Annotated in this window: 23 protein-coding genes and 1 pseudogene; 8 read left to right on the top strand and 16 right to left on the bottom strand. The window is 35.1% G+C overall.

Going from position 1 to position 24,112, the window contains the following annotated elements:
* Nucleotides 1–137: 137 nt before the first annotated feature.
* From FTT98_RS03810 to ispH, 8 genes are all read right to left on the bottom strand, one after another.
* The gene (locus FTT98_RS03810) at nucleotides 138–569 is read right to left on the bottom strand and encodes a type IV pilin protein (RefSeq protein WP_180177039.1); all 432 of its coding nucleotides are present in this window, start codon (nucleotides 567–569) and stop codon (nucleotides 138–140) included.
* The gene (locus tag FTT98_RS03805; protein WP_180177038.1) at nucleotides 566–994 is read right to left on the bottom strand and encodes a prepilin-type N-terminal cleavage/methylation domain-containing protein; all 429 of its coding nucleotides are present in this window, start codon (nucleotides 992–994) and stop codon (nucleotides 566–568) included. The genes FTT98_RS03810 and FTT98_RS03805 overlap by 4 nt, the downstream gene beginning before the upstream one ends.
* Nucleotides 994–4,527 (bottom strand): pilus assembly protein, encoded by a 3,534-nt coding sequence (locus tag FTT98_RS03800; protein WP_373685122.1) that lies wholly within the window; start codon nucleotides 4,525–4,527, stop codon nucleotides 994–996. Before FTT98_RS03800 ends, FTT98_RS03805 begins: the two co-directional genes overlap by 1 nt.
* A gap of 57 nt (nucleotides 4,528–4,584) precedes the next feature.
* Nucleotides 4,585–5,358 (bottom strand): hypothetical protein, encoded by a 774-nt coding sequence (locus FTT98_RS03795; RefSeq protein WP_180177036.1) that lies wholly within the window; start codon nucleotides 5,356–5,358, stop codon nucleotides 4,585–4,587.
* The gene (locus tag FTT98_RS03790) at nucleotides 5,355–6,224 is read right to left on the bottom strand and encodes a PilW family protein (protein WP_180177035.1); all 870 of its coding nucleotides are present in this window, start codon (nucleotides 6,222–6,224) and stop codon (nucleotides 5,355–5,357) included. The genes FTT98_RS03795 and FTT98_RS03790 overlap by 4 nt, the downstream gene beginning before the upstream one ends.
* Nucleotides 6,224–6,703, bottom strand: a complete 480-nt coding sequence (gene pilV / locus FTT98_RS03785; protein ID WP_180177034.1) for a type IV pilus modification protein PilV — start codon at nucleotides 6,701–6,703, stop codon at nucleotides 6,224–6,226. Before pilV ends, FTT98_RS03790 begins: the two co-directional genes overlap by 1 nt.
* A gap of 18 nt (nucleotides 6,704–6,721) precedes the next feature.
* On the bottom strand, nucleotides 6,722–7,165 hold the full coding sequence (locus tag FTT98_RS03780) for a Tfp pilus assembly protein FimT/FimU (RefSeq protein ID WP_180177033.1): 444 nt from the start codon (nucleotides 7,163–7,165) through the stop codon (nucleotides 6,722–6,724).
* A gap of 164 nt (nucleotides 7,166–7,329) precedes the next feature.
* Nucleotides 7,330–8,280 carry a 4-hydroxy-3-methylbut-2-enyl diphosphate reductase gene (ispH, locus tag FTT98_RS03775; RefSeq protein ID WP_180093061.1) on the bottom strand — a complete coding sequence of 317 codons (951 nt, stop codon included), beginning with the start codon at nucleotides 8,278–8,280 and terminating at the stop codon, nucleotides 7,330–7,332.
* 133 nt (nucleotides 8,281–8,413) lie between these two features.
* Between ispH and gmk the strand changes: the two genes are divergently transcribed.
* The 6 genes from gmk (at nucleotide 8,414) to bfr (ending at nucleotide 13,289) form a co-directional block, all read left to right on the top strand.
* Complete coding sequence (gene gmk, locus FTT98_RS03770) at nucleotides 8,414–9,037, top strand: guanylate kinase (RefSeq protein ID WP_180177032.1); 624 nt, start codon at nucleotides 8,414–8,416, stop codon at nucleotides 9,035–9,037.
* A 76-nt stretch (nucleotides 9,038–9,113) separates the two neighbouring features.
* Entirely contained in the window at nucleotides 9,114–9,395 is a 282-nt protein-coding gene (rpoZ, locus tag FTT98_RS03765) for a DNA-directed RNA polymerase subunit omega (protein WP_067762989.1), read from the top strand.
* A gap of 218 nt (nucleotides 9,396–9,613) precedes the next feature.
* Complete coding sequence (locus FTT98_RS03760) at nucleotides 9,614–11,719, top strand: bifunctional (p)ppGpp synthetase/guanosine-3',5'-bis(diphosphate) 3'-pyrophosphohydrolase (protein ID WP_180008708.1); 2,106 nt, start codon at nucleotides 9,614–9,616, stop codon at nucleotides 11,717–11,719.
* 54 nt (nucleotides 11,720–11,773) lie between these two features.
* Nucleotides 11,774–12,157 (top strand): RidA family protein, encoded by a 384-nt coding sequence (locus tag FTT98_RS03755; protein WP_180177031.1) that lies wholly within the window; start codon nucleotides 11,774–11,776, stop codon nucleotides 12,155–12,157.
* A gap of 217 nt (nucleotides 12,158–12,374) precedes the next feature.
* Entirely contained in the window at nucleotides 12,375–12,569 is a 195-nt protein-coding gene (locus FTT98_RS03750; RefSeq protein ID WP_078192519.1) for a bacterioferritin-associated ferredoxin, read from the top strand.
* A 255-nt stretch (nucleotides 12,570–12,824) separates the two neighbouring features.
* A complete protein-coding gene (bfr, locus tag FTT98_RS03745; RefSeq protein WP_180177030.1) occupies nucleotides 12,825–13,289 on the top strand; it encodes a bacterioferritin in 465 nt (154 codons plus the stop codon).
* 392 nt (nucleotides 13,290–13,681) lie between these two features.
* Here the strand turns inward: bfr and FTT98_RS18070 are convergent.
* Nucleotides 13,682–13,963: pseudogene (locus FTT98_RS18070) on the bottom strand (polymerase); the annotation flags it as partial.
* A gap of 129 nt (nucleotides 13,964–14,092) precedes the next feature.
* Here FTT98_RS18070 and FTT98_RS03740 point away from each other — a divergent pair.
* Both FTT98_RS03740 and FTT98_RS03735 read left to right on the top strand, forming a co-directional pair.
* Nucleotides 14,093–15,238, top strand: coding sequence for a glycosyltransferase family 4 protein (locus FTT98_RS03740; RefSeq protein WP_180177029.1), 1,146 nt, complete (start codon nucleotides 14,093–14,095; stop codon nucleotides 15,236–15,238).
* A complete protein-coding gene (locus FTT98_RS03735) occupies nucleotides 15,235–16,293 on the top strand; it encodes a glycosyltransferase (RefSeq protein WP_180177028.1) in 1,059 nt (352 codons plus the stop codon). The genes FTT98_RS03740 and FTT98_RS03735 overlap by 4 nt, the downstream gene beginning before the upstream one ends.
* Here FTT98_RS03735 and FTT98_RS03730 read toward each other — a convergent pair.
* The 7 genes from FTT98_RS03730 to FTT98_RS03700 all read right to left on the bottom strand — a co-directional run bounded on the left by FTT98_RS03730 (nucleotide 16,279) and on the right by FTT98_RS03700 (nucleotide 24,084).
* Nucleotides 16,279–17,244, bottom strand: a complete 966-nt coding sequence (locus tag FTT98_RS03730; protein ID WP_180177027.1) for a glycosyltransferase family 2 protein — start codon at nucleotides 17,242–17,244, stop codon at nucleotides 16,279–16,281. The two genes, FTT98_RS03735 and FTT98_RS03730, sit on opposite strands and share 15 nt — an antisense overlap.
* 45 nt (nucleotides 17,245–17,289) lie before the next feature.
* Entirely contained in the window at nucleotides 17,290–18,063 is a 774-nt protein-coding gene (locus FTT98_RS03725; RefSeq protein ID WP_180177026.1) for a glycosyltransferase family 25 protein, read from the bottom strand.
* Entirely contained in the window at nucleotides 18,057–19,259 is a 1,203-nt protein-coding gene (locus tag FTT98_RS03720) for a CDP-glycerol glycerophosphotransferase family protein (RefSeq protein ID WP_257230185.1), read from the bottom strand. The genes FTT98_RS03725 and FTT98_RS03720 overlap by 7 nt, the downstream gene beginning before the upstream one ends.
* Before the next feature lie 18 nt (nucleotides 19,260–19,277).
* Entirely contained in the window at nucleotides 19,278–20,990 is a 1,713-nt protein-coding gene (locus tag FTT98_RS03715) for an ATP-binding cassette domain-containing protein (protein ID WP_180177024.1), read from the bottom strand.
* Between the two features lie 3 nt (nucleotides 20,991–20,993).
* On the bottom strand, nucleotides 20,994–21,842 hold the full coding sequence (locus tag FTT98_RS03710) for a glycosyltransferase family 2 protein (protein WP_180177023.1): 849 nt from the start codon (nucleotides 21,840–21,842) through the stop codon (nucleotides 20,994–20,996).
* A gap of 7 nt (nucleotides 21,843–21,849) precedes the next feature.
* On the bottom strand, nucleotides 21,850–22,200 hold the full coding sequence (locus FTT98_RS18245; protein ID WP_180177022.1) for a type IV pilin protein: 351 nt from the start codon (nucleotides 22,198–22,200) through the stop codon (nucleotides 21,850–21,852).
* Nucleotides 22,201–22,266: 66 nt separating this feature from the next.
* Nucleotides 22,267–24,084 carry a lipopolysaccharide assembly protein LapB gene (locus FTT98_RS03700; protein WP_180177021.1) on the bottom strand — a complete coding sequence of 606 codons (1,818 nt, stop codon included), beginning with the start codon at nucleotides 24,082–24,084 and terminating at the stop codon, nucleotides 22,267–22,269.
* Between the last annotated feature and the right edge of the window lie 28 nt (nucleotides 24,085–24,112).

Raw genomic sequence — 24,112 nt, 5'->3', positions numbered from 1 at the left:
ATAGAACCTTATAGTTTTTACGGATTATCCCTGTACCGACCATCGATACATTTCAAACCCCTTTCATAGAGGGCAATATTTTACGTGAAATTTGCCCTGAATGAAAGATCAAAAAGTGTTTATCCACAATTTTGAATTTATTTTCCTTCCCATGGCGAACAAACTAAAGATTCTTTATACCAGCACTGCTTTCCTTGAGAATCAAGTGTTAATACACCAGTATTCAGCATTCCATTTATTGGTGTCGCGGTTAAACGCCACGAACCATTCTTAGTTGTCGAGGAATACGGTGTACCATCAATATCTGTAATTGTAAGATTATAATTCCCCGTACCAGTAACTGGAATTGTAGAATTAATTAAACCTGAGGTTCCAATATCTTTAAAAGAGCCATTTGCAATTTTATAAGCAATGAGCTTTTGAGACAACTCCAGCATCACCGACTGTGCTTCCACCCTTTTTGCACGTTTTGAATATTGTGTATAACTTGGATACGCAATGGCTGATAAAATCGCAATAATGACAACCACAATCATCAATTCAATTAATGTAAAACCAGTTTTAATCATGATGACACCTTACAGCCTACAGGTACTGTACATGCACCCGTTTCACTCCATTGGCAAGTTCTGCCATCGCTATTGAGTGCAAAATTGCTATATTTTGCTGCGTCTTTTAGATCTTTATTAACGCATGCTGTTAGTAGCCACTTTTGAAATACCGAAGTATCCACTGCAATATTGTATTTTACATCTATCCCTGTTTTACCCTTAGGTGTTACTTTATCTGTATCTGCCAAGGTAAACCCTTTATAACTAAAGTTTGTACTCCGTTCACTTTCAAGCTTAAGTGCAATATCTTGCAATTTTTGTTCAACAATTTTTTCATTATTTTTACGTGCATAATGTTGGTAACTTGGCAGCGCAATGGCTGCCAAAATCGCAATAATAATAACAGCCAACATTAATTCAATTAATGTAAACCCTTTAGCCATTATTTCGCTCCCACATAAGGTGTCATATCATACCAACGTGTAGGTAATAACTTATTTGTTGTCGTATATTCAATAATCTTATTCTGTGTACAAGTCGAACCAACACATGTTTCTGGAATTTTATTAAAAATTAATTTTCGAGAACCTTGGGTAGAGCCAGGTCCAACATTGAGACCAATAATCCCTCCACCTAAGTCACCTACAGTTGTAATTTTTGTATCTGTTCCACACTTACCAGATGGCAAACATAATTTGACTGCTGTACTTACTCCAACAATACCGCCAGAACAACTGGTACTACTTCCATTACTGCCATTGTTGGTTTTACTTGGGTCAAAAACTGAATAGTATAAATCACCATCTAGAGCGACGCCTTCGGATAATCCTCTTGTTTGATATGATTTTGAATTACCTCCACTAGTAGCTGTTATGATAGGTAATCGATAATACCAACCAGCTGTTTTATCAGTCGCTGCACCAGCCTTATAAATTTCATTCATATTTGTTAATTTGACTGTTGTGCCTTTTGCAGGTGTAGTTTTAGTTACATCATTATCATAAAACCCCAAAATCATATCTTGTGCAGAACTGTCAGACTTCAAAGGACTACTTCTATCTCCTGAAGCCATCGAAATGACTGCATATTTTTTAGCTACAGTATTTGTATGAATGGTAAATGTCGGTGCCTCATAAAAACGTGGGGGATTTTTATCAGCTTCTTTTGCATCGGCAAACTCAAAAGCATTAAGCACGAACTTATTATTTACATCACTTGCTTTGTGGCTTGGATTTAAATCTATACGGAATACCTTCCCCCCCAAGTCACCGACATAAAGATGATCAACTAAACCGTCACTATCTCGATCCACAGCTTTAACACGAGATGGAATGCTATTCACCATACCCGTGATTTTTGTCGCAGCACCACCATCTTTAGTCCCATTTGCATTCGATGCACTTTCACTGCCCCACCAGAGCAAGTTTCCATTTTCAGCATCAAATATATAAACACCGTTTCCTTTTACATTGCCTTCAGTTGAATTGGTAAAAGTTGGAACCTCATATTTTTCATCATAACCACCGCCCACAATCATTGCGAGTTTCCGTTGGCCATTCCATTTAATATAAGCTAGTGTGGGTTTTGACCAACTTTGCCCCATATAGGACAATGCTCCGCTTGTTACACTATCTGGATCAATATGGAACATTAATTTTGGCTTAGACATATCAGAAAGATTTAAAGCGTAATAGCTACGTCCTCCCATACGTAAGCCACCATACACATATTGATGACTATTTTTCCCGTCAGCTTTCACCTGCAAACCATCGCGCTCAACCGTTTTTCCATCAGCTGTAGTACCATCATAGAAATTAGGTTCATAAACAGTATGTGCTGTCCAAGCACCATCTATTCCGTAATAAAAAGCATCATTATTATCGGTTTCTTTGGCTGTCGCCATAGACTCAAAGAAGCCCTTTTTTTGTTTAGTCAACATTTCTTTAGGAACAAATGAAAACACTTCTTCACCACTCCCCGAAGCGATTCCACTACCATTTATTACTTGGGCATTTTGTGTTCCCGATTTAACAACATGCAGAACACCTTGTGTTGTACCAAAAAGCACATAGTCATCGCGATCCACCGACCCCAATGATCCCGTATCAGCAACAATTGCGCCTTTTTGTGTCAGTAGAATCGGGGAAGAATGGATAATTGAACCAAGTTGATAGCCTTTGGATGTCTCTTTTGTTTTTAAATAAGCCAACTGCTCATCATAAGATTTTGGTTTTAACGCTGTTAAATCGGCTTCTGTGAGTTTTGAGTACCCCAGTAAACCATATAAATACTCTCGCTCGGCCAAAGTTCCTGTTTTAAGAATACTTTCTGCAGATTTCAAATCACTTGCAGAACTCCCATCATTTATAAATACTTTTCTTTGTAAAACTAAATTATTTGAACCATCGATTTTTGGCATTTGAGTCCCCAAAAGCTGACTCAAATTACCACCATAATTCACACCTTCATCAGCGTGCGTTACACTTTTATTTAGCCAATAATCTTTTAAAGCTGTATTAAAGTCAGTGGGGGTTTTAAATACCGGCGTATTATTTGTATCGTAAAGCGTACCGTTGGATACATTAAACTTTTTTAAATTCCCCAACCATAGTTGATCTTTTGTTGCAATGAGTGGTTTAAACATAGGGAAATAAGCAAAAGGTTGCAACTGGTTGGTATTTAAAGCATCTACAGGAATGGTACTGCTACCGATGGTTGAACCTTCGATAGGCACCGTAGTGTCTGTAATAAATGTTTTAATACTCTCAACTAAGTCAGCAGATGATTGTGCTGTATAAAAACCACCTTCTCCGAAACCACCAGTCCCTGATTGATTTGGAATCGTTTTAGCCCCCCACTTACATAAGCTACGGTGATCTGTCTGACTTGCAGTAGTTTGATCAATATACGAACAATCAAAATATTTTTTATCACCTATCGTTATATTTGCACTATTTTTTTGCGTTGCTGTTAAATAATAGCCCCCCCCAAAACCAACAGTTGCTGTTTTAATTAAATACTTACTCGCTCTGATATTTTGTGCAAAATTACCTATGTTATTCCAATAATTTTTATTATTTCCGCTCGACATTGTATTTAATTTTGATGAGGCTAATTCCGTAATCTTATTACTCGACAAAGTTGAGCTAAATGCCCCCTCTCCCTCACCAGTACTAGGCTCCCCATCAGTTAAAAAGTAAATACCATTTCCAGTACAGTTTGCACTTGCTCCAGTTGCACTTTGCCCGGCCTGAATAATAGCACTCCCTGCTACATTATATGCTGGTGAAATGGGAGTATTACTACTAGCTGACAATGCTTGAATTTTTTCAATCAATGATGCTTTACCTGTCGCATCCATCGCAGTAAATTTCATAACAGTTTTACCGCCTTGGTTACCATTTGGATAATTGCCTAAAGCAAAATAAATTTTGTCATCAATTGATACATCTGCCACAACTGAAATCAAACCTTTTCTTAAATTTACAATACGGCTATAACAATTATATGTGTTTGTATTTCCAAGTTTTTCACAGACATTCCGTATCTTATCTTTATAAGCTATATCTGCTGTAGTATTTTTTATACCGTTAGAGTCTAAATCTACTGCACAATAATAATCCAATTTGGTTGCATAAGTATAAGATGTACTTGCTGTATTATCTTTATTAGGAATTGAAACTGTTAAGTTATTAGGCAAAGTTTTACGTTCGCATAAATTCTTAGTCACATCGTCATACCAACAAATCCCCCGATAACATTTTTTTACACTCTCCGTATAAGAATAACCATAATCTGCCGTAAATGAACTTGCCTGAGCCATACTCCCTGAAGTATCCAACATTAGATAAATACGTGTTGCTCCCGTCCCCCCTGCTTGATAAATATCAATATCACTTGCCTGAATTTGTACAGGCAAACCCGCCAAAATCAACGAAGTTATAGATGCAGCTAAAGTCGACACTTTAAAACGCACCCAATGGCTTGGAATCTGTTTAATCTCGTTCATAAAAACCTCTAACTAATCCCAACCTCAGGTCGAACCTGATTTTTTGAGAAATTGCCCCAAACTATATTCAGAAATTTGGGTAGTAAACGGTACACTTAATGCATTCAAACACTCAGACACAGTCACTTTATCGTTATTACTAATACCTGTAATACTCGGATCGATATAACTTGCTCTTTTCAAACATGCATTGATATCTGTTGCCGAAGCACTGCTTAACACCGGCATAACTGAAATTGCCGTCACAATTAATGTTTTTGGATCATCAATTTTTGCACCTTCAGAATCAGTTCCTTCAGGAACCCCACTAAAAGGTAATATAGGGGTAATAGTCGACGTTCCGACACGTACTGAAATTTGAGTCAAAGCAGCAGAACGGCCACTGCTAAAAAAACCATCTTCATATTTACAAAAGCTATCAATAGTCCCCAAATTTGATGTTTGTAATTTCGAGGAGTTATCAATATAGGCTATTCCTGCTCTTCGTAATGCAAAAAAATCCTTTTCCGAACCTTTGTAGCAAAAAACCAGCTCTTTATTTCGATTCGCATCCATTTTGGGATAACCGAATAAATTTGTACCTAATAAATAGGTTTCAATTTTTGTTTTATCTTCAATAGGAATAAAAACTGCATCAGTATTCTGATTTAAAATTTGAATCGCCTGACCATTGGTTGCAACTTTAAGCCCAAACAACCCAGACTTTGCCGCCATTGCTCCAAGAAGGGCTATCGCAATCAGTATAAACAACACCACGATTAATGTTGAACCTGCTTGAGCATTCGAATTTAAACTCATTGCGCATCTCCTATTGCATTACGTATTGCAACGGTTTGCTCCAAAGGAACTCTTAAAAATTTTCCTGTAACGCCTGTAGGATTGCTCACTGTATAAGGTATATTCAGCAATGTGTAAGTTGCAGGTATAACAGTATTCCCACCAGAATTATCAACAGAACGCATAAGCACACCTAATTGCAAGCTAACTGGTCGAACAGTGCTTGCTGCATCTGCAAATTGTTTCAGCGTAAGGTAACTCATTTTCTTTGAATCATTAACAACGCCAACAAGGACTTTAAATTGGTCTACTCGCTGCAATATAACCTGACCATCACTCGCGCTTGTTAAACCTGTCAAAACTGGCGCATCCGCTCCATATTCATAACGACCTGCAGCACAGGCAAGAACGTAGTCATTTTTATTTTTTTCATCTTTTCGAATAAAATATTTTTGCACAACAACAGCAGTAGAAGATGTAATCTTTTTACCTTCACAATCAAAACCATTGATCTGTGCTGGTTTATACTGAATCACTAGAATATCGCTATTCACAGTTGCTAATGAATCACCCGTAGCAGTTGAACTTAGCGGTAAATCAGTGGTTGTAATTGCCGAAGGGTAATTTTCTTTTTTAACAATCAAACCTGATATAATGTTATTTTTCATTATTCGCCCTCCCACATCCAAATTGGTCTGACGAATATCAGCAGTAATATAATTCATACCAAAATTAGCATTGTCTTGTATATTTTCCATTGCCTTTTGATACGAAAGTGTGGTCTGTCCACTTATTAAGAGTTGTACAGCAGCTGCAACAATAATCAGCCCAAGTGCCAAAGCAACCATCAACTCAACAAGGGTAAACCCTTTATTTTTTGACTTCATTAGAATGCCTCCACCACAATACAATGAGCACCCGACTTATATTTAAATTTATCTGCTTCTGTACATGCTGCAGCATCACTATTACTTTGAGATGGTGTGGTTTCATCCCATGCTATATATATACAGTTTCTTAAATTTTTCGTATCTGGACATGTAAGCACGGCAACAGTCATGTTTTTACTTTTTGCAAGTTTCGTTACATCTGCAATATCTTTGAGTGCAAACTCATCTGCTGTACAGTACGTATTTAAACATTTTGAGGTATCAGTAGAACTTACTCCCTTATAAGCACCGTCTCGATTAAAATACATACGGTCACTTAAATTCCGAGCAATACTCACTGCCTCGATTTTACGTAAAGCCTGCTCCCCCATACTTAATGACTTATATTGTAATAATGCAAATCCCAACACAGCTATCCCTAATATAAGCATTGCTACTATCACTTCCATTAAGCCAACACCATTTTGATATTTCATATCGTTCTCTTTATTTCATTAGCATGATGTTTTTGCTTGAGTAACAAGCCCTAATTGAGAAATTGTTAAAGATTCAACTTTAAGGCTTTTACTATGTTTGACTGCAATACAAATTGGATATTCTGCTTCTTCAGTTTGAATCTGCCCATTTGCTAAAAAAGAAATTGCCTTAACATCTTTTTCCAATTCTAAATTTGTTCCCAATCCAGCACTCACATCAAAACTCTTTGCAGTTGCGGGAACACTATAGGAACTATCCAATTTCAATACAGAAACTTGTCGAGTCAAGCGCGCGTTGTTTTTTGCATCATTTAAAGCAATAAGTAGTTTGTGTGAGCCCTGTTTTAATTCATTATTTTGAATAATTGATTGAAACGAAGGTGCTGCTACCGATGCCACAATTGCCAAGATTGCTATAATCACCATCAGCTCAATTAACGTAAATCCATTATTTTTCTGCATACTCCCCCCAAGGCGCGCCAAACTTTACCCTATTAAAAATAATATCCAATTAAATTACAAAACAAACACAAATCAGGATAAAAGGCATAAAAAAACAGATAATTGCCAAAAAGCAATGATCTGTCAATTCTTAAAAAAATTCAGAATGTTAAGTCATTAACACTTTATGCCTGAGTTACAGGAATACGTAACTCTTTTGGTAAACTAAATGTAATATTTTCTTCACGACCATCCAACTCTTGCGGTGCTTTCGCCCCCCAATCTTGTAAGCGCTGAATTACCTGTTTAATTAAAATTTCAGGTGCAGATGCTCCTGCAGTTACACCAATTTTTGTGTGCTCATTAAACCAGTCTTGCTGCAACTGATCGGCATTGTCCACCAAATAAGCATGCTTACCCATACGTTCAGCCAATTCACGTAATCGGTTCGAATTCGAAGAGTTCGGTGAACCCACAACCAATACAACATCACATTGCTCAGCCAGATCACGTACGGCATCTTGGCGGTTTTGAGTGGCATAACAAATATCATCTTTACGCGGCCCCTGAATTTCAGGGAACTTCTGACGTAGAGCATCAATCACTTTTGCTGTGTCATCTATAGAAAGCGTTGTCTGAGTTACAAACGCTACTTTTTCAGGATGCACCACTTTTAGTTCAGCAACATCTTGTTCATCTTCAACCAAATAAATCGAACCACCATTTTTGGTGTCATATTGGCCCATCGTCCCTTCAACTTCGGGGTGACCTTCATGACCAATCAAAATCGCTTCCACACCTTCACGTGCATACTTGGTCACTTCTATATGCACCTTGGTCACCAAAGGGCAGGTCGCATCAAAAACTTTTAGCCCACGGCGTTCAGCTTCTTGTTGTACCGCTTTAGATACACCATGCGCACTGAAAATCACGATATTGTCATCTGGCACTTCATCCAGTTCATCCACAAATATCGCACCGCGTTGACGTAAATCATCCACCACAAATTTATTATGTACTACCTCATGACGCACATAAATTGGGGGGTTAAAGCATTCCAGTGCACGGTTCACAATCGCGATGGCGCGATCAACACCTGCACAGAAACCGCGTGGATTAGCTAAAACAATTTCCATAGAATCCTCAATGCCCACTCAATTTTACGGGTATCACTTGAAATAAATGTAAACAATAGACGTCTGACTATTTTGTTTGGCGCGCGTCTGCTCTAAAATAGAGAAGATATTTTATCATATCAGGAAAAATATCATGTCGGGTCTCTTGTTTGTCGTTTCTGCTGCTTCGGGAACGGGCAAAACATCCCTCGTTAAAGCCCTGCTTGAACGTGTAAACAATTTACATGTCTCTGTTTCTCATACCACTCGTGGTCAGCGTCCTGGCGAATTAGACGGCGTACATTACCATTTTGCTAAAAAAGAAGATTTTCTATCTTTGGTAAATGAAGGCGGCTTCATTGAATATGCAGAAGTTTTTGGTAATTATTACGGTACTGCACAGCGCACAGTAAAAGAACAATTGGCCAAAGGTCATGACGTTTTACTTGAAATTGACTGGCAAGGTGCTGAACAGGTTCGTAAACTTTTTCCTGACTCTAGACAAATTTTTATTCTCCCTCCGAGTCAGTTCGATTTACGTCAACGTTTATCCAATCGTGGTACAGACTCTGTTGAAGTGATTGAACATCGTCTCAGCTGTGCCGTAGAAGATATGCAGCAATATGTTAATTTTGACTATGTCATTATTAATGATGACTTTAATAAAGCACTGCATGACTTAGAGTCTGTGATTATTGCCAATCGTCTTGTTTTAAAACAACAAGCCATGCGCCATGAAAAACTGATTGAGAAATTAATCACCCCTACGGAACAGTGATTAAAACTTGAGTCTATAGACAAAGCACCTTATACTGCACAGTCTGTTAAAAATTTATATTCAAACGAGAATTCTTATGGCACGCGTAACCGTTGAAGATTGTTTAGACCATGTAGACAACCGCTTTGAGCTTGTACTAGTGGCAAGCAAACGCGCGCGTCAATTGGCACGTCAAGGTATCGAACCTACTGTTGAGTGGGACAATGACAAACCAACCGTTGTTGCTCTTCGTGAAATCGCAGCGGGTCACGTTTCCAAAGACATTTTGAAACAACGTGAACAAGACTACCAAACTTCAAGTTTAGACCTTGCACTTTCTGCAAATAACCTAAACTTAGACGGTTTTTCTTTCCAATAAGATAAACCTGACCTTAAAAGCCTAGTTTTTAACTAGGCTTTTTTTATGGATTCTCTTTAATATTTTACTCAGAACAGTTATAACATAAGCTTAAGAAGTGCAAAGCAAGCAAAAAAGATTTTCATTTTTTTAAACTAAAAAATTGACAAGTCATGCAATATGCATTTCATTAAAGTATTAACCGTTTCATTTGTAAATCAGTAGTAAAAGGGTGTTCTATGCCAGGCCCAATGGTCAGCCAAGCCAAGCAACAATTAAATGTGATAATCGACGCTTACCTTTCAGTAAGTGATGTCGAACGCGTGCTTGAAGCTTGCGACTATGCGGATATTGCCCATGATGGTATTACACGTAAAAGTGGCGAACCCTACATCCTTCACCCAATTGCGGTGAGCTGTATTTTGGCGCATATGCGTCTTGATGCGGAAACTTTAATGGCCGCTTTACTGCATGATGTCATCGAAGATACCGAATTTACTAAACAAGATATTACTGAAAAATTTGGTCTGACTGTTGCTGAACTCGTCGACGGCGTCACCAAACTCAGCCATTCTAGCGATAAAGAATATAATAAAGCCGCATCCTTCCGTAAAATTCTGCAAGCCACCCTACAAGACCCACGTGTCATTATTATTAAACTGGCAGATCGATATCACAATATGACCACACTGGGTGCTTTACGCCCCGACAAACGTGCTCGTATTGCCCAAGAGACCTTTGAAATTTTTGTGCCTATGGCACGCCTCGTCGGTATGAATGAAATGGCCGATAACCTTGAACATTTGTGTTATCAGAATCTAGATTTGGATATGTATAACAATGTTCAAGAAGCGTTATTGCAAACCAAACCGAAACGCTGCGAATACCAAACCAAGTGGGAAAACAACCTCACTACCCTACTTGAACAGCACCATATTTCAGGTCGAATTAAAAAGAAAAATAATAATATTGAATTACTTCGCCACTTCGTAAAAAACGATATTGATCTGCAAGAGCTCACCCATAGTCATGCCTTTGAAATTATTTTACAAAGCATTGCAGACTGTGACCGACTTGCTGATATCCTCAAAGAAAGCTTTAAAGTTCTAAATTACGCCGATCATATCCGTCGCCCACTCCCTGGTGGTAACCAGTCACTGATGATGCGCTTAAAAGGTGAAAAAACCATTTTATCGCTGACCATCCAAACGGAGCTGATGCGCAAAGCGGCGCGCTTTGGTGTGGTTCTCGGTGAAAATGCACCACAAGCTTGTCGCTCAGCGATCCAAGCCTCCATGCAAAATTTAAACGTGTTAGTCGATGGCGCATGTGCCAAGACCACATTTAGTGAATTACTCGATTATCTACATCAAGAGAAAATTTGGGTTTATACCCCACATGGTCATTTGCATGAACTCCCTCAGGGTGCCACAGCGGTTGATTTCGCTTATTCAGCAAGCTTATTTTTGGGCAACCATGCCGTTGGTGCGAAAATTAATGGTGAGACCAAACCCCTATCAACACCATTACTGAGTGGTCAAGTAGTAGAAATCATCACCGATGTTCTTGCAACACCGAATCCTGACTGGCTTAGCTTTATTAATACCCAAAAAGCCCGTCGCGCATTACAAAACATCCTACGTGACCAAGACCAAGACGAACAACGCTTAGTTGGTCAGCAAGCTTTAAATCGTGCATTAAAGCTCTTTAACCGTTCTGTGAGTGATTTAACATTAGCCGATTGGGAAAATGTGCTGAATTGGCGTCATTTAAATGATAAAGAACAATTATTTGAACAGATTGCCGTGGGTGACTTATTACCGCAATTGGTTGCTAATCATTTATATGCTCAAGATACCATTCAGACTTCAAACTCTGCACGCTTAATCTTGGGCACTGATGGTGTCGACGTCAAATATGCGCACTGCTGTAACCCGGTTTTAGGTGATCCAATACAAGGGCATTTATCACGTCGTGGTTTGATTGTGCACCGTTCACGTTGTCATAATTTATTGCATGAACAACATTTACATCCTGAAAATATCATGCCTTTACACTGGACTACAGAAGACAGTGAAGACATTAGTTTTACAGCCTATTTATGCTTAAACATGCTGTTAAATGATGAGCAAATTTCAGAACTGATCTATCTATGCCGTAAAGAGAAAGTGGGTGTAGAGACTGTCCGCTCACATGAAGAAAAAACCTATGTGAATATTGTTGTACATAACCGTAAACAAATTGCCGAAATTATCCGTAATTTAAGAATGCATTTTGGCTTCCCACGCATCAGTCGTTTGGCACAACCTGTTGCCATTGCTGAGCCTGCGAAAGTTGCCAGCTAACCTGACACCGCATATTTACATGTGATGTGTCTGTGATGATAATAGGAGAAATAGATGTCCCGCCAGGTAATCCATACTGAAAATGCACCCGCTGCAATTGGTACTTATTCACAAGCCATTTTAGTAGGCGACACTTTGTATTTATCAGGTCAAATTGGCTTAGATCCATATAGCATGGAGCTGGTAGAAGGCATCGAAGCTCAAATTCGCCGTGTATTCGACAACTTAAAAGCGGTATGTGAAGCTGTAGGTGGTACGCTAGCAGATATTGCTAAGCTGAATATTTTCCTCACTGACCTTTCTAACTTCCAATTGGTCAACCAAATTATGGGCGAATACTTTGCTCAACCCTACCCAGCACGCGCAGCACTCGGTGTAGCAAACCTACCAAAGGGTGCGTTAGTTGAAATGGATGGCGTGGTGATTATTAATCAATAAGTTAGTAAACATCGCTTAAGCCCTTCACTAAATATCACATTCTAAAAGAACAAAAGCCTCACATGGAAATCTGAGCATTACTCAGATTTCCACTTAAATGACATTTTTTATTCAAAAACTCAATCACCTTAAAAGCATTTTTAAATGATTTTTATTGACAAAAGATAATAATTATCAATAATATTACCTATCCCATTTATTCACTTGGTTTGATTTCATGTACGTTTGTTTGTGCCGTGGTATTACTGATCAAGACATTAAAGATGCAATTGCCAATGGTGCAGAAAGCTATCGTGAAGTTCGCGATATGCTCGATTTAGGCACCTGTTGTGGTCGCTGTGCTCCTGAAGCACGTATGATCATCAGTGATGAAGTTGCGCAAATTGCAGCCCGTATCGCAATTGCTGCATAAACCAAGTTTTTAAATTTTTCAACAATCATAATTATAAAACCAATGGTCTCAGACCATTCCTCCTCCCCCGCTTCTGACTCTAAGCGGGTTTTTATTTATTAAAACCTGAAAATTAGTGCCTTGTTTTGATTGTGATTTTCATTTGCTGTTCTATAAAAAACTCGCTAAATTACACTTTGTTGTTTAAGATATTTCTATTCTAATATCGAATTTATATTGCTTAGTTCGAGCTTTATTGCAGTTAAGGAGTCAGACATGAAAGGCAATCGTGATGTAATTAATCAGTTAAATCAGGTGCTTTATCATCATTTAACTGCAATTAACCAATATTTTCTTCATTCACGGATGTTTAACGATTGGGGCATTGAGCAACTGGGCTCTGCGGAATATAAAGAATCAATTCGTCAAATGAAGCATGCTGATAAAATTATTGAGCGCATTCTATTTTTAGAAGGCCTGCCTAATTTGCAGCACCTAGGTAAGCTCTATATCGGTCAGCATACCGTTGAAGTCTTAAATTGTGATGTACGTAAAGTCAAAGAGAACATCGAAGCGATACAAGCCGCGGTTAAGCTAGCAGAAGAACAGTTAGACTATGTGACTCGCGATTTAGTGCAAGAAATTTTAGAAAAAGAAGAAGAATGGCTGGATTGGGCAACCACTCAGCTTGATTTGGTTGAGTCGGTTGGTATAGAGAATTACATTCAGAGTCAGATTTAATTGATAAAAAAGCTAGCAAACACTAGCTTTTTTTGTTTTATATAATGTCATTTTTAAATGAAAATTAAAAGTCATTCATGACACTAATCTTTTTTGAGTTAATTTAAACATAGTAACAGCTGCTTAACTTCTTGCTCATAACAGTTATAAACTAGGATTTTAAGAGTATATTCTCAAATTGTGTGGGAAAACTGAATACCAAGTTATTATCATTTTCAAGTTACCCATTTATAGCTTTTAGATAATAGCTTTAAAACTATCCATGTTCTACGATGAATTAATTCCATGAGTAAAAATACAGGGTGCTTATTTTTTCAGACTGATTTTCATAACCTATTGACTCGCCCATTTCGTAACTGCAATAGCATACTCACGAACAATTAAAACAATAGCAAGCCAAAACTGAGAACAAAGAGACATCCGAGTAGTGCAATACTAGAAAAGAAGACTTGCCCTAAGCTGTATTTTATAAGCGGTACTGATGCTGGCGCTAGCAAGGGAAGTGTCAGCTTCGGCAGTGTCAATTTATCTTTAAAGCTTATCGCCAAAATTGCGATTAATGCAATGAATGCATAAAGCTCACCAGTATAAGTCACCCATGGACGATAATGTACAGGGCTTAGCCATGCGAGGGAGATGAAGATTGCAGCAACTATTACTAGAATAGGTTTCATGACTAAATTAACAGCATTAAATTGATGGACATAATAAACAAAATATAAATTACTTGTTAGCTTCACAGTTAAAATATTGAAAATCGAGTATGATTGAAAAATGCGGATTTATTATTTCAAAGTAACAGCATGAATCAAAAAACAATTTTAGTGGTTACACGCAACCTTCCACCGCTTATTGGTGGCATGGAGCGACTGAACTGGCATATTGCTGACGAACTCTCAAAAAACAATGAAGTTGTATTACTGAGCCATACTCAAGCTAAAAATAATGCTCCAAAAAATTGTACCTTTTATGCTGCCCCACTTAACCCATTACCTTTGTTTCTTATTTTAGTTTTTATACGAACATTTTTTATTTGCTTAAGACATAAACCAGATGTGCTTTTTGCAGGTAGTGGTTTAACCGCACCTATTGTGGTTTTTTGGGCTAAATTATTTAAAAAGAAAAGTTTGGTCTACGTTCATGGCTTAGACATTGCAACAAATCATTGGTTATATAATCTTTTATGGATTCCAATGATTAGAAAAGCAGATCGTGTCATTGCAAATAGTACCCCAACAAAAGAAATATGTTTAAGAAAAGGTATACAACACGAACAAATATCAATTATTTTCCCTGGTGTAAGTTACCCCCCTTTAGCACCTAATGATTTACTTATAGAAGAACTTCGACAGCAATATCATTTAGCCAATAAAAAAGTTTTAATTTCTGTTGGGCGGCTAACACAACGTAAAGCACTAAATGAATTTGTAGATCTTGCATTAGTCAATATTGTGAAACAAAACCCCGATACAATACTTGTGATCATCGGTGATACGCCTAATCAATCACTCAATAAGAACCTACAAAGTAAAGAGCTGATTTTATCTACCGCCACAAAACATGGTATTCACAATAATATTTTATTTGTTGGCAATATTAGTGATGACAAAATCTTATCGTCTTGGTACTACTTAGCAGACCTGCATGTTTTTCCTGTAAAGCATATCCCTGATGATCCTGAAGGATTTGGAATGGTTGCTATTGAAGCTGCTGCTCATGGCACACCTACAATTGCTTTTAAAACAGGAGGGATAATAGATGCAGTGGAAGCAGGTGTCACAGGTATGCTAATTGAACCTAATGACTATCAATCATTTAGTATAGCCATAACTCAATTTTTAAGTTCTGAGAACAATTATGATGAACATGCTTGTAAAGCTTATGCTGAAAATTTCTCTTGGGAAAATTTAAAATTAAAATTGAACTGCCACATTGAGAACACTATATGAGTATTCTTTTTATTGGTAAACGCTTTTACACTAATAGAGATGCATATTCTGAAAAATTTGGCAGAATTTATCAGTTACCCTATTATTGGTCTAAAAAAAATCCAACTTCATTATGGCTTATTGACTACCATACTAAAGAAAAAATTAATGACCAACATGATGCATTAAATATTCTCTCAACACCCGTATTAAGTATACTTTTTTTTATCAATATCATCAAAATAATATTAATAAATAAGCCAAAAACAATTGTTGGAAGCGGCGACTGTTACATAGGTATCTTTGCATATATTTTATCAAAACTATGTAGATCAAAATTTGTATTTGACGTTTATGACAAATATGACACCTTTAGTGGTTATCGAAACTTAGGATTTAAAAACTTGTATCAGTTTTTATTACAGAAAGCAGACATATGCTTTTTTGCTAGCAAAAAATTACAAGAAGACAGTGAAAATATATGTCAGAAAACAATGTTAGTTCCTAATGGAGTAGATACCAATCATTTTTACCCTAGAGATAGAAACCACTCAAGAACATATTTTAATTTAGATAAAAACAATATTTATATTGGTTATTTTGGAAGTATGGAAATTGAACGTGGTATTGATGATTTGATAAGTGCTGTAGAAATTTTAAATAAAGAAAATCGAAATATCTATTTGCTACTTGGTGGAAAAAAACGTAAAGATTTAAACTTTGATCATTCATTTATACACTATTTAGGTAATGTTAAATTTAATATAGTGCCTACCGCAATGGCCTGTTGCAATATACTTGCTTTACCGTATCGAAACTCAGTTTTTTTAGATAATGCATCTTCATGTAAAATTGGAGAATATATTTCAATGGGCATCCCCTTGGTAGCTACAAATTCTAATAGCTTAATCTTCAATAAACATTTACTTAATTTTAAAGAGCACTGCTTAGCTAAACACTCGGATCCCAATGATCTTAAAGATAAAATCTTATTAAAACTAAATAAACCTAAAATTCATAAGCAAATTTACTTTATTACTTGGGAGGAAATTTCAAAAAAACTAAACTCTTTTTAATAAACTCATAGTATTAGATGCAATCTTCATAATAAAATAAGAAAAATATGAGAGATACCTCACAGAAATAAACAAATTTCCAGCTTTACTTTTAATTAAAGCTCTATCTTTTTCAGTAATTTCAAAATAGTAATATTTATACTTATCCCATCCAAGCTTAAGACCACTTAGACCATCAAATAAAAAACAATATTCTAAGTAAATACGAAAAAAATGTATGAAACAAATCTTATAAAGATCATTTTTTTGTTTACAATAAGTGTTGAGTAAATTATCCAAACTTAACATATTTTTGTAAATTTTCTCTTTGTCTTTCCCCCTAGTAATACTCGATAAGTTTTCTCTATAGTTATATAAATAATCATCCAAAATCAATATTTTTTTAGATTTAATAAATAAAAATGGAATTACAGCAGGATCCTCAAATGTAAAGCCTAGTGGAAAGGAAATATCAGAAAAAAGTTCTTTTTTATAAACTCGTGACCATGGATACCATGAATTCCAATTAAATATCTCTAATAATAAGTTGGAACTAGTTTGATAAACCCCACTATGTAACTTGATGCCAGATTTATATTTATTAGAATCCCAATAATTAAAATTAAATTGAACTATATCTGGTTCATTTTTTTTAATTGCTTGAATAATTTTTTCGAAATATAAAGGCTCTAAAGTATCATCAGAATCAAGAAAACCGATATATTGACCTGATGCTAATTTTAAACCTAAATTCCTTGCAGAGCTAACCCCTGAATTTTTTTGAGTTACCACTCTAGCATTGACTTTAGTATATTTAATATGATGATTAACAATATTTATACTATTATCATTACTTCCATCATTAATTAAAATAACTTCAACTTCATTTGTACATTGATTAAATAAATTTTCTAAAGTTTCCGATATATAACTTTCACAATTATAAAAAGGAATAATAATTGAAAATATCAAAATATAATTCTCACAAACATATTAAAATTTTAAAAAATATTTATTTCACTTCCTTACATTTCTATAACCTTTAAAAATCAAAAAAAACCTATATAGTTCATTGTATGCTCGATTTAAAAACTTAAATAAAAACCACTTTAAAATATTTTTTTTGTTAAACATATGCTGAGTTGAATATACCAAATTTCTTTCACTATTAATATTACTATCAATAAAATCCTGAGGATGCTTTATCAAATTAAAAAAGTACATATTATTTAATTTAATTAAATCACCCCAATTATCTGTAAAATTAAAATTCCTATTATGCATCTCAACCAATTCTTCAGCTACACTACGATTTATAACATAGCAATATGCGCCAAATAAAAATTTCTTAGAAAAGTTTGAAATTAAATATAAGTTTTTAGTTTTTTTTGCTAAAACATATTTCCAATAATCTTTAGGCACCCCTTCCTGCCCTCCAAATAAAACAATTCCTTCTGGCCTGTCACTTAAAATTATATTTTCTATTTCTGAAATATCATCATCATTACCGATAATATCATCCTCTATTACCAAACAATATTCTTCATTAGTTTCAAGAAAATCTTTATAGGCTTTTATATGTGATAATGTACACCCAACTTCACTCGGTGCAATGATTTTTTTATGAGTTTTGTAAAACTGATTAGAATATAAAAAAAATTCTTCAGCTGTAATTTTTTTACCGTTTATAGCATTTATTATTTTCATATTACAGTAATTTTTAGGAAAAAAATTTTTTAAATTCTCCCTACGCATAGTGTCTTTTTCAAGTGAAATGCAATAAATTAACATTTTTTTCCTTTTAAATTTAATAAATAATCAACAATATTATTTGAAGAACCTAGTATCTGTTTCTTATATTTTGAAATAAGTATTTCCCTTGTTTCTTTCATGATATCCTCATCATTCTCTAACATTTCAATATATTTTAATATATCGTCGCAACTATTTACTATATAAAAACTTTCTTTCAACTCTTCTACAAAACTATTAAAATCAATTTTTTGCCTATCAGATTTTAACCAAATAATAGGTTTACCAGTAAAGAAATACTCAATCAAAAAAGAAGAACAATCAGTAATTATAAAATCAGATTCAGAAAATAATGAACCATAATCACCTTGATTCATTATTTTTGAATTAATTCCATTGTTCCATTTTTTAAGATATTCCTCATAATCTTCTATTGAAAAAAATAATTCCTCGCAAGTTAATGTATATTCTAGTCTAGGATGAGGTTTATACACAAATGAGCTACGTTTTAATCCAACAATATTCACTACTATTTCAAAATACTTATCAAAGGTACCTAAACCTAATATAGAATTTTCCAATGAGTGATGTGGTGCATAAATAATTTTTTTCTTACCAAAATCATGAAATATATTTTCATCATTTAAATATTCTCGATACAAATCATCAAACTTAGGGTAACCTAAAACCTTACAATTAATACCCCTTTTTAATTGAAACTCCTTAAAAAAATTAAAAACGTGTTCATTCTGTGCAACATACAACCACAAATACCTATGAAAATTTTCTACATTATAGTCTATAGAATCTTTAACCGTAATTGCACTATATGGAATATATATTGTTAGACAAAAAAAATGCATGTATCTTATTTTATTTTCCATACCCCAAGGTTGTTGAAAAAAAATTATATCTCCTTTAAATAATAATTTTAATTTTTGAAAAAAATTAAGTTTTGGGTATATTATTACATCGCCCTTTTTTGAAAAAAAATCATATACATTATTTTCTATTTTACCTGTATATGGATTTCCCAATAAAACAATTTTCACATCAAAATGTTTTTTTAATTCTAAATACAATTGATCTGTTGACCATTTCTGCTCTTCATTAACCAAAAAATATATATTAGATTTTCTCTTTATCTTAAATAAAAATAAATTAAGATTATTAAATATAAAATCTCTATTAAAAATAAAATATATCAATTTATTAAAAAAATTAAATACTTTCATTTTCACTCTAATATTTTCCTATTTTTCAGAAATTAATAATGTTTTTAATTTTTTTAAAGTATCTTTCCGATGTGTAATAATTATAATTGTAATTTTCCCATTTAAAAAATTTACAGCTCTATTAATTGCCTCTTCAGTCTCTATATCCAAAGCACTCGTTGCCTCATCCATAAACAAAACTTGAGGATTTTTATACAATGCCCGAGCAATACCAATACGTTGACGCTGCCCCCCCGAAAGCATAACCCCTCGCTCCCCCACAACTTCATCATATCCATTTTTTAAATTATTTGTTATAAAAGCATCAATTTGTGCAAGCTGAGCAACTTTTTTTACTTGCTCAAAATCGATTTGCTCTTTGGGTACACCAAAAGCAATATTTTCAGCAATAGTCTTATCTGCTAAATAAATAAACTGAGGCACATAGCCTACCAAAGCACGCCAACTCGCTACATTATCTCTTGTAAGTTCAATATCATCGATATAAATTTTACCTTGCTGTGGTGTCAAAAGCCCAAGCATAATATCCATCAACGTGCTTTTACCACTACCACTTTTACCCATAATCCCCAAACTACTATTTTTAGGAACTACTATGCTAAAATTCTTTAGCACCTCTTGATCAGGTCTGTTTGGATAACTAAAACTAATATTTTCAAGTCGAATTGCTTTTTCGAAAGTAATGTCTTTCTTAAATTCAACTACGTTCTCTTTTTTTTCCAATTCAAACTCAGGTTGAATGACTTTTAAAATTTGAGAAGAAAATTTGATTTGTGATACAGCACGGTAAATATTTTGCGCTGCTGGTAACATCCTATAAGCTGCAAAACCATATAAACCTAATATAGGCAAAATATGAGAAACATTTTTACCTAAAAGTACTAAAAAAATCGCAAGTCCAATAAGACAACCATATCCTACTGTTTCAATGATATTAAGTGGAATTTGTCCCAAGGTGTCACGTGTTGCTATATGTCGAGCAAATATACGAGATGATCGTTCAAACTGTTCGATATAACTCTCTTTTGCATCATTTATAATGACATCTTTAATGCCACCTAATGCTTCTTGACAAGTATGGTAACGCTGTTGATTCGCAATGCTAAATTCTTGACCAATTTGTGCTAATTTTTTTCGAATTACGATATAAATAATTGAATAGAAAAAACCTAAAATGCTTGCTGTTGCAAATGCCATTATTGGGTCATACACCAACAAAATAGCAATCATTGCAAATAACACAAGGCCATAAGACATGATTGTTAAAGCAGGAAGAATTAAAGTCCAAATGAGTTGATCAACTTCGGATAAAATATTCTTAATCAAAGTTGATGAATTTCGCTGAATAAAAAACTCATAGTTTTGTTGTAAGTAGATTTTTAATAGTCGTGTTGAAAAATAGTGACGTTGCAGACTCGCAAAACGGTTCACAGCATACTGGGTAATCATTTTAAATATTGCAGAACTAATCACCACAATTAAAGAAATAATGCCTAAATAGACAATCGCTTCCTTGACAGAATTAGCACCAATAAAAGTATATATTGTTGATAATAGAGGCTGAGTTTCAATGATCTGAGGATTAGATAACACTGCCAAAAAAGGCATAATTGAAATCACACCCGCAGATTCAACACATGCCATTCCCATCACAAGTATCAACACATAGAGTACTTTACGTCGGTCTAATGGAGATAAAATTTGCCAAATCTGCTGAATACTATGCAACACGAATTATTTCTCTTTATACATTAACGCAGTGATCTGTTCTGAAATTAAACCCATCAGAAAAATCATAACTGAACCAGTATAGAGTAATGCACTCATATTGGTAAAACGATGATATTCATACAGGGTATAACCATACCACACCGTACCCAATAGAAATAAGCTTACAGCCAAAGGTAAAAACATTTTTAATGGTGAAAATAATGTTGCAATTTTAAAAATAATTAAAAAGAAGCGGATACCATCTTTCACAGGACTAATATGACTTTTACCAACCCTTTTTGCCGCATGGATTGGCACATACGCTACCGAATACCCTGCCCTAAAAAATGCCATCGTGCTCGTGGTTGGGTATGAGAATCCATTCGGTAATAAGTATAAAAATTCTCTAAATTTATCTGCTCTTACAACCCTAAACCCTGAAGTTAAATCCTCAACTCTTTGCTCTGTCATATAAGTAGCAAGATTATTATACAGCGTATTTGCAATACTACGCCCTATACTTGCTTGTGAACCTTTCTGTCGTGCACCTACAACAAGATCATAACCCTTTTCTATTTTAGCTAACAATCTTGGAATATCATTTGGGTCATGCTGTCCATCAGCATCCATAAATACAATCACATCACCAATTGCATGACGCGTACCAGTTTTGATTGCAGCACCGTTCCCTTTTGAATATGGATGTGAAATAACTTTTGCCCCAGCATTTTCTGCGACTTGTTGTGTTGCATCACTTGAACCATCATTCACCACAATAATTTCACAGTTCAGTGCTAATTTTTGAATTTTTTGAATTGTCAGACCAATCGCTTTAGCTTCATTTTTTGCCGGTAAAACTATAGATATAAACATATTATACTCAAGGAATTAGATGACAATCTGCTGTACCAACTTGACATTGCACATCTTGATGCAATGACGATGTTCCTTTTATAGGAGTAGCAAATGTTGTCGTACCATTGGTCTTATAGTCAGTTTCTGTCGGAGCAACATTCAAACTCTCGCATGCAGAAGCCTTATAAGGCGGCACGGTAACATTATCTGCAAAATTTGCAACTACAGTATTCATATAAAATTTTGCCTCAGCTAAGCATGCATTATTTGCTGTTCGTTGCATATAATTCCGATATGCTGGTAGTGCAATACTGGCTAAAATTCCAACAATAGCAATGACAACCATCAACTCTACAAGTGTAAAACCTCGCGTCATGTCGCTTCCCCTCGGATCAAGTTATCTCTAAGTACTCAAACCTAGAGTTTTTTATACTTATGATGCTTAAATTAGCTTTAAATGATCAACCCAATCAGGTTTACCTACCTCAATCAATTGCGAATACAAATCTTGGATTACTTCAGAATCTTGTGGGTGAGTTTCTACAGCTTTTTCAAAAAAGGCCAACGCTCTTTTTTTATCTTTGCCATGATAAACAAATGATCCAATATCAAGATATTCTGCTGGCTCGAACCACACCCCTTCACTTAAAGCAATTTCAAAGGCTTGAATCACTTGTTCTGTATCTTCGATCAGACCTTTTTCTGTATTACTTTTTAAAAACAATAAACTGATGCGTTTTTCTGGCCAGTGACTTTTAATTGTTACAGGTGCTCTAAGAGCCTTATAGTATTCTTGCCAATCTTGGTCTTTTACCAATCCTGCCATTGTTTTAAAGAGCACCCTATTACCTGCAAGTGAAACATCATTAGGAAATTTTTGCTGTGCTTGTTCTGCTACATGTGCCGCATTGATCAAATAATCTTTCTGTTTTGTTCGATTGTATAATTGATAATACGTTCCTGTATATTGCATCCATGCACGTCTAGAATCAGGCTCTAAACGCACCATTTTCTGTACCAAACGAATCGGATCTCCCCATGTATAAGCCTGTACTGTTGTACTCACTGCAAATAAAATCAAAACTAGACTTGGTACAATGAAGAAAACATATTTGTTATTACTAAAATACTGCTGTCTAAGCATTAAAAATAAATCTGTGATAGCTAAAATAATTCCTAATAAAGGTAAATAATTTCGATGTTCAAATACGAGTTCTAAAGGAATGACATTGCTTGAAACAAAGTGTCCTACGAAAAAGAAGAATATTCCAAATGCAAATAATGGGTATTTCAGCCTCCACATCCATGCCCAAACCAATAAGCCCATGATTGCTACAATAGAAGTCATTGTCGTCCATGGTTGCCACATGCTACGTGAAATTGGATAAGTATCATAGGTAAATACAAATGCATCAGGCACAGGCCATAATATTTGCCCGATATACATCATTAAGACACGCGCTTGTGTGAGTACACGTTCAAAACTGGTAAAATCTCGCCCACACGTATCTAAACAACCATAACGTGGAATAATGACAAAACAGTAAACAAGTATAAATAGAATAACGAACAGGGTATAACTTTGCTTTAAACCACGCTCAACAGCTTTCTGTGTCGCCTGAAATCTGAAAATAGTGAATTCAATAATGAGTGTAAAAATTGGAAAAATAATAGCATCTTCTTTAGAAGCTAATGCAAGTAACCATGCAAGCAAAGCGAGAACACCATAGCCTCTGCCTCTTCCTCCAGCAAGTTGATTCTGTCGCATTAATAGATAAGACCATAATGCTAAAAGCATAAACATGACTTCAATGGTCTGCATACGCTGTACGATATAAAGAACCGAAGATACTTGCATTGGATGGATTGCCCAAGCAAGCCCAATAATCAAAGCACCCCACATCGCATGTTTAGTATTCCAATGAACAGCCAATAATAATTGGCGGATAAAACCCAACATGATGAGGGATGTCAAAACATGAATGAAGAGATTGGTCACTTTAAAAGTAAACGGATCCATCCCCCCTGCACGCCAGTAGTCAATTGCAAAACTCAGCATGGGTAAAGCACGTTCACCATGACCATCATGAAAACTTAATGCAGCATAGATGAATTGATCAAAATCAAAATGATCGACATAAAGTCGTACATTTTGAGTTATGTTTGGCATATCATCTAAAAAGAAATCGCCAGACAATCCTAAGCTAAATACAGATACAATAACTGCTAAAAAGCCCAATACTGCTATACAGTTACGCATGCTAACCGCTCTTATTTTTAAATATTTA

Origin of the sequence: Acinetobacter sp. YH12039, from assembly GCF_013420015.1 — a bacterium.
In the GTDB taxonomy this organism is placed as follows: domain Bacteria; phylum Pseudomonadota; class Gammaproteobacteria; order Pseudomonadales; family Moraxellaceae; genus Acinetobacter; species Acinetobacter amyesii.
This window is presented reverse-complemented; position numbering and strand designations above follow the sequence as displayed.

Coding starts and splice junctions, on each gene's coding strand:
- FTT98_RS03710 (WP_180177023.1), bottom strand. CDS start 21,842: ATGTTTATATCTATAGTTTTACCGGCAAAAAATGAAGCTAAAGCGATT.
- FTT98_RS03795 (WP_180177036.1), bottom strand. CDS start 5,358: ATGAGTTTAAATTCGAATGCTCAAGCAGGTTCAACATTAATCGTGGTG.
- ispH (WP_180093061.1), bottom strand. CDS start 8,280: ATGGAAATTGTTTTAGCTAATCCACGCGGTTTCTGTGCAGGTGTTGAT.
- pilV (WP_180177034.1), bottom strand. CDS start 6,703: ATGAAATATCAAAATGGTGTTGGCTTAATGGAAGTGATAGTAGCAATG.
- FTT98_RS03790 (WP_180177035.1), bottom strand. CDS start 6,224: ATGAAGTCAAAAAATAAAGGGTTTACCCTTGTTGAGTTGATGGTTGCT.
- FTT98_RS03805 (WP_180177038.1), bottom strand. CDS start 994: ATGGCTAAAGGGTTTACATTAATTGAATTAATGTTGGCTGTTATTATT.
- FTT98_RS03720 (WP_257230185.1), bottom strand. CDS start 19,259: ATGAAAGTATTTAATTTTTTTAATAAATTGATATATTTTATTTTTAAT.
- FTT98_RS03740 (WP_180177029.1), top strand. CDS start 14,093: ATGAATCAAAAAACAATTTTAGTGGTTACACGCAACCTTCCACCGCTT.
- FTT98_RS03735 (WP_180177028.1), top strand. CDS start 15,235: ATGAGTATTCTTTTTATTGGTAAACGCTTTTACACTAATAGAGATGCA.
- FTT98_RS03760 (WP_180008708.1), top strand. CDS start 9,614: ATGCCAGGCCCAATGGTCAGCCAAGCCAAGCAACAATTAAATGTGATA.
- bfr (WP_180177030.1), top strand. CDS start 12,825: ATGAAAGGCAATCGTGATGTAATTAATCAGTTAAATCAGGTGCTTTAT.
- FTT98_RS18245 (WP_180177022.1), bottom strand. CDS start 22,200: ATGACGCGAGGTTTTACACTTGTAGAGTTGATGGTTGTCATTGCTATT.
- gmk (WP_180177032.1), top strand. CDS start 8,414: ATGTCGGGTCTCTTGTTTGTCGTTTCTGCTGCTTCGGGAACGGGCAAA.
- FTT98_RS03725 (WP_180177026.1), bottom strand. CDS start 18,063: ATGTTAATTTATTGCATTTCACTTGAAAAAGACACTATGCGTAGGGAG.
- rpoZ (WP_067762989.1), top strand. CDS start 9,114: ATGGCACGCGTAACCGTTGAAGATTGTTTAGACCATGTAGACAACCGC.
- FTT98_RS03780 (WP_180177033.1), bottom strand. CDS start 7,165: ATGCAGAAAAATAATGGATTTACGTTAATTGAGCTGATGGTGATTATA.
- FTT98_RS03755 (WP_180177031.1), top strand. CDS start 11,774: ATGTCCCGCCAGGTAATCCATACTGAAAATGCACCCGCTGCAATTGGT.
- FTT98_RS03810 (WP_180177039.1), bottom strand. CDS start 569: ATGATTAAAACTGGTTTTACATTAATTGAATTGATGATTGTGGTTGTC.
- FTT98_RS03700 (WP_180177021.1), bottom strand. CDS start 24,084: ATGCGTAACTGTATAGCAGTATTGGGCTTTTTAGCAGTTATTGTATCT.
- FTT98_RS03750 (WP_078192519.1), top strand. CDS start 12,375: ATGTACGTTTGTTTGTGCCGTGGTATTACTGATCAAGACATTAAAGAT.